The 14,926-nt window shown below is 44.9% G+C and carries 15 protein-coding genes; all 15 read right to left on the bottom strand.

Annotated features, from left to right (window positions below; all coding sequences use genetic code 11):
* Positions 1 to 88: 88 nt before the first annotated feature.
* The 15 genes from IX315_RS08420 to IX315_RS08350 all read right to left on the bottom strand — a co-directional run bounded on the left by IX315_RS08420 (position 89) and on the right by IX315_RS08350 (position 14,545).
* Positions 89 to 934: a 3-hydroxybutyryl-CoA dehydrogenase gene (locus IX315_RS08420; protein WP_018357950.1), complete on the bottom strand. Its 846-nt coding sequence runs from the start codon at positions 932 to 934 to the stop codon at positions 89 to 91.
* 30 nt (positions 935 to 964) lie between these two features.
* Entirely contained in the window at positions 965 to 1,729 is a 765-nt protein-coding gene (locus IX315_RS08415; protein ID WP_018357949.1) for an enoyl-CoA hydratase-related protein, read from the bottom strand.
* Between the two features lies 1 nt (position 1,730).
* Positions 1,731 to 2,738 (bottom strand): electron transfer flavoprotein subunit alpha/FixB family protein, encoded by a 1,008-nt coding sequence (locus IX315_RS08410; protein ID WP_018357948.1) that lies wholly within the window; start codon positions 2,736 to 2,738, stop codon positions 1,731 to 1,733.
* 8 nt (positions 2,739 to 2,746) lie between these two features.
* Positions 2,747 to 3,535 (bottom strand): electron transfer flavoprotein subunit beta/FixA family protein, encoded by a 789-nt coding sequence (locus IX315_RS08405; RefSeq protein ID WP_018357947.1) that lies wholly within the window; start codon positions 3,533 to 3,535, stop codon positions 2,747 to 2,749.
* 22 nt (positions 3,536 to 3,557) lie between these two features.
* Positions 3,558 to 4,697 (bottom strand): acyl-CoA dehydrogenase, encoded by a 1,140-nt coding sequence (locus IX315_RS08400; protein WP_211832309.1) that lies wholly within the window; start codon positions 4,695 to 4,697, stop codon positions 3,558 to 3,560.
* 44 nt (positions 4,698 to 4,741) lie between these two features.
* Positions 4,742 to 5,410: a 3-oxoacid CoA-transferase subunit B gene (locus IX315_RS08395; protein ID WP_018357945.1), complete on the bottom strand. Its 669-nt coding sequence runs from the start codon at positions 5,408 to 5,410 to the stop codon at positions 4,742 to 4,744.
* 34 nt (positions 5,411 to 5,444) lie between these two features.
* Positions 5,445 to 6,239: a lysine 5,6-aminomutase subunit beta gene (gene kamE / locus IX315_RS08390; RefSeq protein ID WP_211837363.1), complete on the bottom strand. Its 795-nt coding sequence runs from the start codon at positions 6,237 to 6,239 to the stop codon at positions 5,445 to 5,447.
* On the bottom strand, positions 6,236 to 7,804 hold the full coding sequence (gene kamD / locus IX315_RS08385) for a lysine 5,6-aminomutase subunit alpha (protein WP_211837362.1): 1,569 nt from the start codon (positions 7,802 to 7,804) through the stop codon (positions 6,236 to 6,238). The genes kamE and kamD overlap by 4 nt, the downstream gene beginning before the upstream one ends.
* Entirely contained in the window at positions 7,794 to 9,188 is a 1,395-nt protein-coding gene (gene kamC, locus IX315_RS08380; protein WP_211837361.1) for a lysine 5,6-aminomutase reactivase ATPase KamC, read from the bottom strand. The genes kamD and kamC overlap by 11 nt, the downstream gene beginning before the upstream one ends.
* The gene (gene kamB / locus IX315_RS08375; protein ID WP_211837360.1) at positions 9,172 to 10,203 is read right to left on the bottom strand and encodes a lysine 5,6-aminomutase reactivase subunit KamB; all 1,032 of its coding nucleotides are present in this window, start codon (positions 10,201 to 10,203) and stop codon (positions 9,172 to 9,174) included. Before kamB ends, kamC begins: the two co-directional genes overlap by 17 nt.
* A 37-nt stretch (positions 10,204 to 10,240) precedes the next feature.
* On the bottom strand, positions 10,241 to 11,500 hold the full coding sequence (gene kamA / locus IX315_RS08370) for a lysine 2,3-aminomutase (RefSeq protein ID WP_211837359.1): 1,260 nt from the start codon (positions 11,498 to 11,500) through the stop codon (positions 10,241 to 10,243).
* A gap of 20 nt (positions 11,501 to 11,520) precedes the next feature.
* Complete coding sequence (gene kdd / locus IX315_RS08365) at positions 11,521 to 12,567, bottom strand: L-erythro-3,5-diaminohexanoate dehydrogenase (protein WP_018357939.1); 1,047 nt, start codon at positions 12,565 to 12,567, stop codon at positions 11,521 to 11,523.
* Positions 12,568 to 12,602: 35 nt separating this feature from the next.
* The gene (gene kce, locus IX315_RS08360) at positions 12,603 to 13,430 is read right to left on the bottom strand and encodes a 3-keto-5-aminohexanoate cleavage enzyme (protein WP_018357938.1); all 828 of its coding nucleotides are present in this window, start codon (positions 13,428 to 13,430) and stop codon (positions 12,603 to 12,605) included.
* A gap of 1 nt (position 13,431) precedes the next feature.
* On the bottom strand, positions 13,432 to 13,833 hold the full coding sequence (gene kal / locus IX315_RS08355; RefSeq protein ID WP_018357937.1) for a 3-aminobutyryl-CoA ammonia lyase: 402 nt from the start codon (positions 13,831 to 13,833) through the stop codon (positions 13,432 to 13,434).
* 67 nt (positions 13,834 to 13,900) lie between these two features.
* Positions 13,901 to 14,545 carry a CoA transferase subunit A gene (locus tag IX315_RS08350; protein WP_134849526.1) on the bottom strand — a complete coding sequence of 215 codons (645 nt, stop codon included), beginning with the start codon at positions 14,543 to 14,545 and terminating at the stop codon, positions 13,901 to 13,903.
* Positions 14,546 to 14,926 lie beyond the last annotated feature (381 nt).

The following is a 14,926-nucleotide window of genomic DNA, read 5'->3' as shown; positions in this document are numbered from 1 at the left end:
CCTCGACCTTTTTCGTTGGAAACCATGAGACAAAAAAAGAAGCCCTACTCAATTGACTTGAATAGGGCTACTCTTTTCTGTAATCCGATTACTTAGAATAGTCGTAGAAACCACGACCGGTCTTACGACCTAGTTGGTTCGCACGAACCATCTTGCGCAGGAGGGTATGTGGGCGGTACTTTGGATCGCCATACTCATTGAAGAGCACCTCCATGATTGCGAGACATACATCGAGCCCAATGAAGTCGCCCAATTGTAGTGGTCCCATAGGATGATTGGCTCCTAGCTTCATAGCAGTATCAATCTCCTCGACTGTAGCAATACCATCGGCATAAGCTCCTACAGCCTCGTTAATCATAGGGATAAGAATCCTATTAACCACAAAGCCTGGTGCTTCATTTACCTTCACAGCTACCTTATCGAGGTTTTGGCAAAGCTCCATTACTACATTGAGGGTCTCCTCGCTAGTTACCTGACCAGTGATTACCTCCACGAGCTTCATTACTGGTACTGGATTGAAGAAGTGCATACCAATAACCTTCTCTGGGCGCTTTGTAGCAGAAGCGAGCTCTGTAATAGAGAGTGAAGAGGTATTGGTAGCGATAATTGCTTCTGGCTTGAGGATAGAGCAAAGGTGAGCTAGGGTCTCTTTCTTCACCTCCATCTCCTCGCTTATCGCTTCGATAACAAGGTCTGCATCCTTGATATCCTCAAAGTCTGTGGTGATAGTAATCTGATTCAGAATATTCTGCATCTGATCGGCTGTCATCTTTTCTTTCTCTACTAGTCGATTTAGTCCCTTAGACATACGACCCATAGCGCGCTCTAGCGACTCAGTAGAGCGACCTTTCATCGTCACAGGAAGCCCTTTCTGAGCCATAGTCTGTACGATGCCAGCACCCATAGTGCCATTTCCTAATACTACTATCTTCATAACATGTGTGTGTTTATGAGCCCAAGAGGCTCAAAAGTTTGGTTTCCTTTTCTCTAAAAATGCCGCCATGCCTTCCTTTTGCTCGGAAGAGGCGAAAGCATTACTGAAAAGATAATTCTCAATAGCGATACCAGTGTCGATATCTGCTTGTAGCCCACGCTGGATGGCTTTCTTGGAAAGAGCAACAGCATGTGGCGACTTGGTAGAGATTTCCTCGGCAATAGACATAACGGTGGGCATCAATTGCTCTGCCTCAACAACCTGATTGACCAAGCCTATTCTTAGAGCTTCATCTGCCTTGATAGTTCGTGCGGTAAAGATGAGCTCGGAAGCGATACCAGCCCCTACCAGCCGAGGAAGGCGCTGTGTGCCACTAAATCCTGGAGGGATACCTAGCCCTACCTCAGGCTGTCCGAACTTCGCTTTGTCGGAAGCAATACGAATATCACAAGCCATGGCTAGCTCGCATCCTCCCCCTAGGGCAAAACCATTGACGGCAGCAATTACAGGGATATCAAGAAGCTCGAGCTTGCGAAATACCTTGGCACCCTGTGCGCCAAATGCTAGTGCCTGCTCTGCCGAGAAACTTGCCATCTCGCTGATATCTGCACCCGCAACAAAACTACGACCCTCTCCTGTGACGACTAATACTTTAGCATCGGGAAGATGATCAATAGCTTGCTCTAGCTCTGTAAGTACCTGAGTAGAGAGGGCATTGAGAGCTTCAGGACGATTGATGGTGAGGGTGCAAATAGCACCACTCACCTCAACCTTAATAGTCTTGAAGTCCGCCATATCAACGCTCCTTATCCTGAAGAGCTTGAATCTTCTGAGTAAGGACTGGCACAATCTTGTGTAGGTCACCGACAATTCCGAGGTCAGCTACCTGGAAGATAGGAGCATACTTATCCTTATTGATAGCAAGGATATACTCGCTCTCCTCCATACCTGCAAGGTGCTGAATAGCTCCTGAGATACCAAGTGCGAGGTATAGATCAGGGCGAACGGTCTTACCTGTCTGACCTACCTGACGCTCGTGACCGATAATACCGGCATCAACCATTGCTCTTGATGAAGATACCTCGGCATTGAGGGTCTCTGCAAGCTCTTGGAGCTTACTGAAGCCATTGCCAGTACCTACACCACGACCACCAGATACTAGGACGTTTGCCTCTGTGATATCTACAAGGGTCTTAGCCTCAGTCTCTTTTCTTACGAGCTTTACTCTGCGGCACTTCTCTACGTCGAATGGAACAGAAACCTGCTCTACAACACCCGTACGAGTATTATCGCTTGGCTTACGACGCATTACTCCTGGGCGTACTGTAGACATCTGTGGACGATTATTCTTACAGATGATAGTAGCCATTAGGTTACCACCGAATGCAGGACGAGTCATGAGTAGATTACGCTCCTCATTGATCTCAAGACCAGTACAATCGGCTGTAAGACCTGTCTGAAGCCTTGATGATAGTCTTGGACCTAGGTCACGACCAATAGTAGTAGCACCGATAAGCACGATTTCTGGCTTGTAGGTATTTACTACATGAAAGATAGCCTCAGTATATGGCTCAGTGATATAATCCTTGAGTAGCTCATGATCCACTACCAATACTCTATCAGCTCCAGCATGGATAAGCTGATCAGCTAGCTGTCCTACTCCTTGACCCAGCAAGATAGCTGTAACTTGCTCTGAGATAGAGTCTGCAAGCTCGCGAGCCTTTCCGATGAGCTCAAAAGCGACGTTTTGAATTACGCCATTGCGCTGCTCAGCAAATACTAGTATTCCTTTATATTGTTCCATAGTGTCTCTTAGATGATGAATTTCTCCTGTAGTTTCTCTAGAATCAAGTCGGCAGCCTCTTCTGGCGTCATATCTTCATAGAGTGTACCCATTGCCTTAGCACCCTTGGTGAAGGACTTGCTCACGTTGGTAGGTGAACCCTTGAGACCCAAACGAGCCTCGTCTACAGGGAACGAACCGAAGTTGAGCTCTACGATCTCCTTATCAAAGGCGGTCATAATGTCTGATACATTCATGTAGCGTGGTTGGTATGCAGAAGCCAAGAAGGTAAGCATACATGGAAGCTCTACCTCTAGCACCTCGTGACCATCCTCTACATTCTTAGTAACGGTAAGCTTCTTATCTCCATCAAACTCTACGTTCTCTACGTAGGTAATCTGTGGGAGGTCGAGCTGCTCAGCCATCTGAGGACCTACCTGTGCGGTATCACCATCGATTGCCTGGCGACCAGCCAAGATAATATCGTAATGCTCAAGAGACTTGATAGCCTGTGAGATAGTGTAGCTAGTAGCTAGGGTATCTGCACCTCCGAACTTACGGTCGGTAATTAAGAAACCCTTGTCGCAACCCATTGCGAATGCCTCATAAACAATAGCTTTTGCCTGAGGTGGTCCCATGGTAATAACGTGAACCTCCGCGCCAAACTTATCCTTAAGGAGAAGAGCTTGCTCTAGAGCGCCCTTGTCGTCTGGGTTCATAATGCTTGGGACTCCTGTACGGATTAGGGTGCCCTTTACTGGATCAAGCTTAATCTCAGTGGTATCTGGTACTTGCTTTATGCAAACAATAATCTTCATATCAGAATAGTCTTATATCAATTTACTTCAATAGATTAGCAGCAATAACCATACGCTGTACCTCGCTGGTACCCTCGTAGATTTCTGTAATCTTGGCATCACGCATCATACGCTCTACTGGATACTCACGTGTATAACCGTAACCACCGTGGAACTGTACAGCCTTAGTAGTCATATCCATTGCTGTCTCTGCACAGAAGAGCTTAGCCCTAGCTGCAGGAACTGAATATGGTAGACCATTGTCTTTGCACCATGCAGCCTTGCGAACAAGAAGAGATGCGCACTCGATACGTGCCTCTAGATCTGCAAGCTGGAATTGAGTATTCTGGAACTTAGAGAGGCTCTTACCAAATTGCTTGCGCTCCTTGGTATACTTAACTGTCTCATCCATAGCACCGCGTGCAATACCCAATGCCTGAGAAGCGATACCGATTCGGCCTCCATCGAGTGTCTTCATAGCTACCTTGAAGCCCTCACCAATCTTACCTAGAAGGTTCTCTTTTGGTACGATACAGTTCTCCATAACAAGCTCACAAGTAGCAGAACCACGGATACCCATCTTGAGCTCCTTCTTACCGACAGAGAAGCCTGGGTAGTTCTTCTCTACAATGAATGCTGAAATACCCTTATTGCCAAGGCTCTTATCAGTCATGGCAAAGATGATATAAACGTGTGCGTACTCTGCATTGGTGATAAAGATCTTATTGCCATTGAGTACGTAGTGATCCTCTTCCTCTACAGCAAAGGTCTGCTGACCCGCAGCATCAGTACCAGCGTTTGGCTCTGTAAGACCAAAAGCACCAATCCACTCTCCGCTAGCTAGCCTAGGGAGATACTTCTGCTTCTGCTCTTCTGTACCAAATTGCTTAATAGGATCACAGCAAAGTGAAGAGTGAGCCGATACCACTACACCTGTAGTAGCACAAACACGACTTAACTCCTCTACTGCCATAGTGTAGATTTGGTTGGTAGCACCAGCGCCACCATACTCTTTTGGGATTGCGATACCCATAAGACCAAGCTTGCTCATCTTCTCAACTGTCTCAATTGGGAAGCGCTCTTGCTCATCAATCTCAGCCGCTAGGGGCTTTACCTCTTTCTCAGCAAACTCTCGAATCATCTGCAAGAAGAGTTCTTCTTGAGGTGTGTAATTAAAATTCATAATTCGTATATAATGTGAATAATCCTACTTGACTAACGAAGTCTTTACTGCCTCATTGGTTGGATATTCTCGGCAAAATGAAGCTCTGCTTCGGTAGCTGCCTGAACTTCTTCGCGAGTAACACCGTCGTATAGCTCTGTAACCCATAGACCTTCACCCTTACGGACTTCGATGACACACATTTCGGTGATAATCATGTCTACTTGTCCTTTAGCTGTAAGAGGGAGATGGCACTTCTTAAGTATCTTAGGGCTACCCTTAGCGGTGTGCTCCATAGCTAAGATTACCTTCTTGGTACCGACGAGCAAGTCCATAGCACCACCCATACCAGGTGCGCGCTTTCCTGGAATAATCCAATTGGCTAGGTCTCCTTCTTCATCTACCTCGAGGGCTCCCAAGACGCTGACATCAACGTGCCCACCGCGAATAATACCAAATGATGTAGCACTATCGAAAGTAGCTGCACCAGGAACGGTGGTAATAGCACCACCTCCAGCATTAATCCAGTCTGGATCTACTTGACCTTCCTCTGGCTCCGAACCGATACCTATCATGCCATTCTCACTTTGTAGCATGACATGCACATCTTCTGCAAGATAATTGGGCACCATAGTAGGAAGACCAATACCGAGGTTCACCACATTACCATCCTTTAGCTCCAAAGCTACTCTCTTGGCAATCACCTCTCTGATTTGTTGTTTGTCTAATGCCATAACATTAAGTCTTTAGTATATGTGTTTCACTATATTATTCTTTGAATTCAGATCTACGAACCATTTCTTGAGCGATGAATGAGGCAACGTCATCGGCATAGGTATTAGCGCCAAAGCCAGCATCATAACCAAGCTCCTTTGCTAGCTCATGGGTAATACGAGGACCACCACAGCACACAATCATACGCTCACGTAGCCCTTCCGCCTCGACAATCTCGATAAGTTCTGTTAGATTCTTAATATGTACATCCTTCTGAGTCACTGTTTGAGATACCAAGATAGCATCAGCATTGAACTCGATAGCTTTTGCTATAAACTCCTCATTAGGAACTTGGCTACCAAGGTTGCGTGCCTCAATCATATCGTACCTCTCAAGCCCATAATGACCTGCGAAGCCCTTCATATTCATAATAGCATCGATACCTACGGTATGTGCGTCAGTACCAGTACTAGCGCCTAATACCTTTATGGTTTTACCGAGATGAGTACGGATGAAATCATCTGTTTCCTCCATAGACATTGTGGTAGACTCCACTTTAGGCACATAGATATTGCTATAGTCTACAGTGTGTGTACAACTACCATAGCAATTAAAGAAAGTAAAGCCCTCTGCGAGCTCTTTTGAGAAGACAACCATGGGATTCTGTAGTCCCATCTCTTTTAGTAATAACTTTGCAGCCTCCTCTGCTTCGGCACCTTTTGGAACTGGTAGGGTAAAGCTTAGCTGTACCTTACCGTCATTCATGGTATCGCCGTATGGTTTTATCTTAGTTAGGTCTAATGTCCTATCAAAGCTTTTGTCTTCTGTTGAATAAAGTCCTCCGCTCATAGCTTGCCCTCAATCTTAAAGTTCTTCATTAGTTCCAATACAGGGTTGTAATAGCGATCCCCTTTCCTTTTCACGCCATCGAGTCCCTTACCCCCATCCTGTGGGCGCTTGATATCAGCAAAAATACCCTTTGATAGTGCAATAAATAATCCCTCATCTTTGATACTCTCGAGCAGATCCAAGGCTTTGTCTAGTACTTTCTGGGCACGGCTCTGCACTATACCACCTTCCTTAAACTCTACCTCATCGCCAATAGACTTCATATTATTGAAGATATACCTAGCATTCTCAATAGAGAGATAACGGTCGCTCATAAATGGTGTGTGGATAGCCTCCGTTGGCATACCAAGTAGCTGAAGCCCTTGGTGTGTCCAGATACCTATCATATTGAAAAGTGCATCTTGGATATGACCTCTAAAGATATTACCAGTCATGAACTTTGTAGGCGGCATATACTTCAATGGAGCATTAGGGAATATCTCGCGAGTCATCTGAGCCTGAGATAATTCGTATAAGAAGCCATTCTCAACCTCTGGATCCATCTCGAAAGCGTGACCAAGTCCCATCTGATTCTCTGGGATACCCGCTTTCAGTGCAAACTGCTCATTGATAAGGTCAGAAGCCAATACTGTATGAGCTTCTTCCAATGCATCGGCAGTTGTAAGATAGTTGTCCTCTCCTGTATTGATGATAACACCTGCAAAACCATTGATTACACGACTTGTATATTGGTCTACAATAGTGCGCTTCATATTGATATCTCTAAAGAGGATACCATAAAGTGCATCGTTAAGCATCACATCAAGACCTTCAAAAGCACCCATAACGGCAATCTCAGGCATACATAAACCAGAGCAATAGTTACAGAGGCGGATATACCTACCCACTTCTGCCCCTACTTCATCAAGCGCTTTACGCATGATACGGAAGTTCTCTTGGGTTGCAAATGTACCTCCAAAACCCTCGGTCGTTGCACCATAAGGCACGTAGTCAAGAAGGCTCTGTCCCGTAGTACGAATAACCGCAATAATATCTGCACCTTGCCGAGCAGCGGCCTGAGCTTGTACTACATCCTCATAAATATTACCAGTAGCAACAATCACGTATAAGTAAGGTTGAGGTCCCTCACCTACTTCCCTGATAAACTTCTCCCTTCGTGCTCGATTAGCTGCGATTCGCTCCATACCTGCCTTAATGTATGGTGCCAATGTATCTGCTACCTTTTCTTCACTTAGAGCTGGATATTGTGTAAGTTTTATCTTTCCGTCAGAGACAGCTTCTGCAACCTCTTGGGGCGTCTTACCTGTTGCCGCCACTGCATTTGCCAAATAGAACAGCGCACCATTCACTAGTGCCTCTTCCTCTAATAGATGATTTACCACAACGTTGGGCAGTGGCACTTGGTATCCATCCACTCCGTCAATACCGACAAAACGGCATAGAGTACGTTCTACAGCCACTGTAGTATACTCATCTACAAAGGTCTGGACATCTTCGGCGATTGCCTTTGCTGCACCTCTTGCCTTTTCGACCTTCTTAAAGTCAATTCCAACTTTACTTTTCATTTTCTATTGATCTAAAACTTCTGTTGCTTAAATCTAAATATTCCTCATCTACCCCTAGGTGTCTTGCTATCCTGAAAGCCTCTCTCGGCACACTATCGCCAGTATCAGCCATAAGACTATAGTCCATAAAATGCTCCAGCTGGTTTACCTTTAGGTCATGTACCTTTCCCTGCTCAATAAAGCCTTTTATCCTCCATCTTTGACCGTTTGAAGGGATACCACTATAATGTGTAGTTATCAAAGACTTCACGCCGTATTTCTCCAATATCTTTACAAGACCGGAAACAAGTGCAAAACCCTCTTCAGGATTAGTAGTCCTAGCTGGTTCATCAATCACAGCGAGCAATTTCTTCCCTTTCTTTGCGCTCTCTATGATTTGATTTAGTCGAAGCATTTCAGCTCCAAAAGAGGAGAGACCTAGTTTCATATTCTCTCCATCTCCAATTGAGCAAGCAACTTCATCCACCACTGTAAGATGAGCTTTTGTTGCTGGTACATACATACCAAACTGCATCAAGTTCTGTGCTAGTGCCACAGAATTAAGCAGTACACTCTTTCCTCCCATATTTGCCCCAGTAATTAATGTAGGTTCGCTCACGAAGTAAATAGACACGGGCTGAAACTCCTTCCCTATCTGCTTCAAGCGATCCGCCACTTCTGGGTTGATTATATTGTCTATTGTTGTTTTTCCCTCCACACTTGGAACAGGGCGACAAGCCTTATTATCTCTTGCCCATTGTGCCTTAGCCAAAACCATGGTATCGATAGCAAGAGCTTGTAGTACCGTCTCAAGACTAGCAGCAAACGTACGAAGCTCACTAGTAAGCCTCTTGCGAACCTCTGCTTCAATCACAGAGAGCCTTCGGTTTAGTTCGCCACAATCATCCTCATCCTTAGACTGTTCTATCTCACGACGTATCTGCCCTAACTCCGGATGCCAATCATCTTCAATATAGAAACTTGGTAGTCTCTCTCTCTTGGGGTCTAGAATTGCAAGTACTCCAAATAGTGATGGTCTATCTCTCAGCTCTAGTTGATATTCAAGAGCAATAGTCCTCACCTTCTCATCTATAAGAGCGAGTTTCTTAATCTCAAAAAGATCAACATCGCTACATGTTACTCCCCTTTGCCTTAAGATATCAATAGACCCCATTATGTTCACCACTTCAGACAATTGAAGTGCCAACAAATCTACGCCCTTTCCTACATCTATGTAGTCAACAAACCGAGCAACCTGATCCAGTTCATGATTAATTTCGTCTATGTCCGTCATCCAAGCAGAGGACAACATTACCTGACGACCAATGCTTGAAGCGAAATTCATCTCTTCAAACACAAACCGCAAGCCCTTGACCTGCTCCAACGCTTCACGAAATACTTTCATCTACCTTCTTAATATCATAAACTGGCAACCCCAGTTCTTGGGAGAGCCTATCACACATCTCTTTTGAATGCATCCTAAACCCACTTGGAGATTGTGGATTAAAGGTCACTGCTAATAACTGTGCCTTATTTAAGCAAAAGAGCTGTTTACCACTATCTAGGAAGCTCCTCATAGCTCTTCCTGATACAAATAGCCTTGTAAAGTCTCTGATAATCAAACCATCAAACACTGAAGACTGACGTACTCTATCAAGCAGAGTATCGTGCACTGATCCAGAGATAAATAATAGACCTCTTCCTTCTCTCCATTTGCTATCTTCCCATAATGCAGGCAACAAAGCCGAAGCGAAGCCAGGATCAATCACTTCACCATCCTTGGTAACCACCCTTATGCCATTATCCGCTTGTTCCAAGCGTGCTGCTAACATCCGATTGGGCAGTTCAGGAAGCCTAATCTGCGCTACCAGATGTTTCGTCTGCTGAATCAGATGGTCTGGTTGGGCCGAAAGTGCGGCACCTGTTGCCAAAACCAGTCCCTCCGCTACGACAGGAGATGCCAATGACTTTCTTGATAAAGCACCATCAATAATCGCCAAGTCTGCCCCTATATTAGTCATCTCATCTACAACCTTTCTGAGACCTTGAGTTGTAGGAGGTCCTGCAATAAGTACCTTTCCCCTACCCTTCACTCTCGCATAAATGAGTCTTCCAGTAGAAGTCGTGTACCGTCTCTCTACTCCTAGGACTTCAGCCGACAACTCTTTTTGCCGATAGTAACTCTCTGCTGTCACAAAAAGGCTTCCTGTCCTGAGTGTAATCTCAGGTTTTTCTGTCTGAGTAACCTGATCCCTTCTCTCTCCTTCTAGTCCTATAGAGGTGAGACCAATAGTTCTCTCAGGAGCGACAGAAGCCAGGCGCTTGAGAATATAGTTGAGTGTTTCGGTCTTACCTGTATTCTTAGCCGTTCCTACGATTGATAGGCTCTTTAGACCAAGTACTTTATCAATAAAAGGCATAGACGACAGAAAATACAAGTAAGACCAAAATCACCAATTACTTGTCAAGTCCCTTCACCCTCTTAGTGCGCTCTTTACGAGCCAACTCAGTAGGCGAAAGTGAAAGCTTGTCTCCAGCAAGCAAGGATGCTACACCATCACGACCCTTAGAGCAGTCCTCACAGTTACAAGTACCCTCTTCATAATCTTCTGGTTCGGTATAGGTCGTAATCACACCCTCATAATTTCGCAGCACCACACGGCGTGGTGACTGTGAAATCACATAGTTAGGCATCACTGGAATCTTACCGCCACCACCAGGAGCATCTACCACAAAGGTAGGTACACAATAGCCTGAGGTATGACCTCTGAGCGCCTCAATAATCTCAATACCCTTAGACACTGGTGTGCGGAAGTGACGGATACCCTGAGAAAGATCACATACATAAATGTAGTATGGTCTTACTCTAATCTTCACAAGCTCATGAACGAGCTTCTTCATGATATTTGGACAGTCATTAATACCGCGAAGTAGCACCGACTGATTACCTAGAGGGATACCAGCATTAGCTAGCCTTTCGCATGCCAACTTTGACTCCTCTGTAATCTCATTAGGGTGATTAAAGTGAGTATTCAGCCATACTGGGTGATACTTAGCAAGCATCTGTACCAGCTCTGGAGTAATCCTCTGTGGAAGTACCACGGGAGCACGAGAACCTATTCTCACTATCTCTACGTGAGGGATAGCTCTTAGCCTCTGGAGAATATACTCAAGGTTTTTATCACCTACCATAAGTGCATCACCACCAGAGAGGAGCACATCCCTTACCTCTGTAGCCGACTCGATATACTCAAGTGCTCTATCAATACGCTCTCTAGGTGCAGAAGCATCCTTCTGACCAGCAAAGCGTCTGCGCGTACAGTGGCGGCAGTACATTGAACACATATCAGTGATAAGGAATAGCACCCTATCTGGATACCTGTGAGTAAGACCAGGTACAGGTGAATCCTCATCCTCGCTCAGTGGGTCAATCTGATCCTCTGGGCTGATAACTAGTTCCTTGGCAGTAGGTACAGCCTGCTTTCTTACAGGGTCGTTAGGGTCATTAGGATCAATGAGACTAATATAATATGGAGTAACCGCCATGCGGAGCATCTTAAGGGTACTACGTACACCCTCTACCTCCTCATCAGTTAGCGACACATACTTCTGAAGATCCTCTACGGTCTCAATCCTATTTTTGAGCTGCCAATGCCAGTCATTCCACTCCTCATCGGTTACTTCTGGGAAATAATACGCCCTTCTACTCTTGTTCATAGTAAAAGTATCTCCTCCAGTTATGCGTAAAGCTCAGTAAAGATATCCCTTAGCTCCTTGCTCTCGCGAAGTAGCTGAAGCGTAATCTCTGCGTGACCCTTGGTATAACCATTACCCATGATCATAGTCACGTCGCTACCTACACCTTCTGCACCAAGTGCAGCCTTAGTGAAGCTAGTTGCCATAGAGAAGAAGTATACTACGCCATCATTCTTGGTACATAGGATACTGGTCATCTCTGTATCGGTGATATTTACGTTGTTAATGGTAACATCACACATCTTACCATCGGTAAGCTCTGAGATCTTCTCCATTACAGGTACTGGCTGAGTAGCATCAGCAGAGAATACGACGTCGCAGAAACCTAGCTTCTGTAGTCTCTCAGTACTCCTCTGTGAGTGAGTAACACCGATTACCTTACCAGTTACGCCAGCGCGCTTCTTTGCCTCATAGCAGCAGAGCATACCACTCTTACCACCAGCACCGATAATCAATACAGTGTCACCAGGCTTTACAAGCTTAGCTGTCTGAGCAGGTGCACCAGCTACATCAAGTGCTGAGAGTGCAAGATTCTCTGGCAAATCGGTAGGAATCTTAGCATAGATACCACTCTCGAATAGAATAGCCTTACCATCAATATCAACTTGGTCGATATCAGGACGGATATCCTTGATCTTGTCGATACGAAGTGGAGTAAGGGATAGAGATACTAGAGTAGCAATCTTATCGCCTTCCTTAAGATCAATCTTGCCCTTAAGAGCATCACCGATCTTCTCTACAGTGCCAAGAAGCATACCACCTGAACCAGTCACTGGGTTACGGTGCTTACCCTGCTTCTCTACGATACCCATCATAATCTCGGCAATCTTTGCCTTGTCGCCACCAGCCTGCTCCTCAATCTGAGTAAAGCTAGCTGAGTCAATATTTAGGGTTTGTACATCGATGAGGATCTCATTGTCGTAGATCTCATCCATGTTGTTGTCAATCTTATTAGCTGGCTGTGGAAGTACACCCTTTGGTTCGATCACCCTATGTGTACCATACCTATTTCCATGTTTCTGAGCCATAATTCCTTTCTTTATTATATGTGTATATTTATTACTTACTTCTTTGCTGGGAGGGATAGGAGCTCACGAGCCTCTGCTGGGGTTGCAATCTCCCTACCAAGTTCTTTTGCTATTCTTACTACTTTAGCGACAAGTTCACCATTTGACTTAGCTAGCACGCCCTTTGAGATATAGAGGTTGTCTTCAAAACCTACTCTCACGTGACCACCCATGGCAATAGCATGCGCAGCTAGTGGGAACTCGTTACGTCCGATACCTGTAGCAGTCCAAGTAGATCCTTCTGGCATCGCATTGACCAACCATAAGAGGTTAGTGATAGATGCAGAAGAAGCTCCTGGGACGCCAAGCACAAAATTAAATTGCATTGGTGATCCAGGAGCCTGACCTTTCTTTGCCATATTAACAGCTGCCTCGAGATGACCCATGTCGAAGCACTCGTACTCAGGTTTGATATTATTCTCCAACATACGTTTACCAAAAGCACGCATCATAGGGAGAGTATTCTCAAATACCTCGTCACCAAAGTTTACAGTACCGCAATCTAGCGTAGCCATCTCTGGCATCAGCTCAGTAGGTTGTAGACGCTCATCTGCTGTCATACCAACAGCGCCACCAGTTGATGGGATGATGATAACGTCAGGGAGTTCCTTCAGGATAGCATCAATGACTACCTTATACCTTTCTTTGCTCTGGGTAGGGGTACCATCATCCTCTCTCACGTGTACATGGAGGATAGCAGCACCAGCCTCATATGCACTCTTAGCCTCACGTACCATCTCTTCTACGGTGTATGGCACAGCTGGGTTATCGGCTTTTGTTACCTCTGCGCCACAGATGGCAGCAGTTATAATTAGTTTGTCCATTTTACTTATTCTTTCTTTGGCAGTCCTTGGGCACAACACATGTACCACTTGCACGGCATACTACGATTGGCTCTTCTAGCACATCCGCAGCAGAAGCACTAATATCAGTACGTGGTCTGATCACTTTTCGTGCCTCAAATACCATCTTACGTGATGAGTTACCAACACTTACTAGCTCTCCTTCTGCCTCGATATAATCGCCAGCAAATACTGGAGCCTTAAACTCTACATTATCGTAAGCTACAAATAGACCTTCGTCACCATCCTGAATGATAAGAAGTTCTGTAGCAACGTCACCGAAAAGCTGAAGCATTCTAGCTCCGTCTACAAGATTACCGCCATAGTGAGCATCTGCACTACTCATACGCAGACGAATCAAAGACTTTGGGTTGACCTTTTCCATAAAAAGCAATGATTAATTTATTATTATATTATAATGTATTCGTCTTACAAAGAGTTTCTCTGCCTAGTTACTCTACAATAAAGTCGACCAAGATACCAGGGGTATGGATAGCCTCAGGAGCAATATCACCCGTAGCTACCTTCTCCTCAATCTCTGCCACTACAGTATCAGCTGCCATAGCCATTAGAGGCTGGAAGTTTTGGGTCGTCCCTTTGTATACAAGATTCCCCATATCGTCACCGATACTTCCCTTGATAAATGCGAAGTCGGCTCTTAGAGGCTTCTCTAGTAGATATTCTTTACCATCCACAGTGATAATCTCTTTTCCCTTTGCTACATCTGTACCTAGACCAGTAGAGGTTAGTACACCACCTAGGCCACAACCACCAGCACGCACTTGTTCAGCCAGCGTACCTTGTGGGCAGAAGTGTATCTGTAGTTCACCACTATTCATCTGCTCTGCAGTATGGGGATTAGTACCGATATGAGATACGTAGAGCTCCTTTACTTGCTTATTAGCGATAAGGCGACCACATCCACGATCAGGATAGGAAGTATCATTGACAATTATCGTTAGGCCTTTTACACCACTCTCCTCGAGAGCGTCAATAATCCTTTCTGGAGTACCATTTGCAAGGAATCCTCCAATCATCACGCTCATACCGTCGTGAAACTTCTCTTTCAGTTGAGATAAACTTATAGTTTTACTCATAGCTTACAACAAATTTATTATAGGTACATATTTTTCTCGTAGTCCTGCGGGCAATATAGGTTGACAAAACCACACAATAAAAAGAGGTGTGTTAGAATCAATCTTTAACAGATAATCTTCATTACACCGCAATCTATACCACTTTTCCGCGGTTCAAAGTTACCATAAATATCTATGATATCCTGAGAAATTTCAATATAACAACCTATTCGTTAGTGCAAAATGCTGTATCGTAGGTGTAAAGAGTCTATAATATCTTCAAGAATGGCACCCTAGAAAGTAAAATAGAGGTACTAAGTGGACGCATAAATGAAATGGCCTTATATGCTGAATAGGCTGAAATAATGACAGTTTAGGTATCTTACAATGAAAATACTATTA

It is taken from the genome of Porphyromonas levii (assembly GCF_018206105.1).
GTDB classification, from domain to species: Bacteria; Bacteroidota; Bacteroidia; order Bacteroidales; family Porphyromonadaceae; genus Porphyromonas_A; species Porphyromonas_A levii.
The sequence above is the reverse complement of the archived record's forward strand: the minus strand, read 5'-3'. Positions and strand labels throughout refer to the sequence as shown.

Coding starts and splice junctions, on each gene's coding strand:
- IX315_RS08420 (WP_018357950.1), bottom strand. CDS start 934: ATGAAGATAGTAGTATTAGGAAATGGCACTATGGGTGCTGGCATCGTA.
- IX315_RS08415 (WP_018357949.1), bottom strand. CDS start 1,729: ATGGCGGACTTCAAGACTATTAAGGTTGAGGTGAGTGGTGCTATTTGC.
- IX315_RS08410 (WP_018357948.1), bottom strand. CDS start 2,738: ATGGAACAATATAAAGGAATACTAGTATTTGCTGAGCAGCGCAATGGC.
- IX315_RS08405 (WP_018357947.1), bottom strand. CDS start 3,535: ATGAAGATTATTGTTTGCATAAAGCAAGTACCAGATACCACTGAGATT.
- IX315_RS08400 (WP_211832309.1), bottom strand. CDS start 4,697: ATGAATTTTAATTACACACCTCAAGAAGAACTCTTCTTGCAGATGATT.
- IX315_RS08395 (WP_018357945.1), bottom strand. CDS start 5,410: ATGGCATTAGACAAACAACAAATCAGAGAGGTGATTGCCAAGAGAGTA.
- kamE (WP_211837363.1), bottom strand. CDS start 6,239: ATGAGCGGAGGACTTTATTCAACAGAAGACAAAAGCTTTGATAGGACA.
- kamD (WP_211837362.1), bottom strand. CDS start 7,804: ATGAAAAGTAAAGTTGGAATTGACTTTAAGAAGGTCGAAAAGGCAAGA.
- kamC (WP_211837361.1), bottom strand. CDS start 9,188: ATGAAAGTATTTCGTGAAGCGTTGGAGCAGGTCAAGGGCTTGCGGTTT.
- kamB (WP_211837360.1), bottom strand. CDS start 10,203: ATGCCTTTTATTGATAAAGTACTTGGTCTAAAGAGCCTATCAATCGTA.
- kamA (WP_211837359.1), bottom strand. CDS start 11,500: ATGAACAAGAGTAGAAGGGCGTATTATTTCCCAGAAGTAACCGATGAG.
- kdd (WP_018357939.1), bottom strand. CDS start 12,567: ATGGCTCAGAAACATGGAAATAGGTATGGTACACATAGGGTGATCGAA.
- kce (WP_018357938.1), bottom strand. CDS start 13,430: ATGGACAAACTAATTATAACTGCTGCCATCTGTGGCGCAGAGGTAACA.
- kal (WP_018357937.1), bottom strand. CDS start 13,833: ATGGAAAAGGTCAACCCAAAGTCTTTGATTCGTCTGCGTATGAGTAGT.
- IX315_RS08350 (WP_134849526.1), bottom strand. CDS start 14,545: ATGAGTAAAACTATAAGTTTATCTCAACTGAAAGAGAAGTTTCACGAC.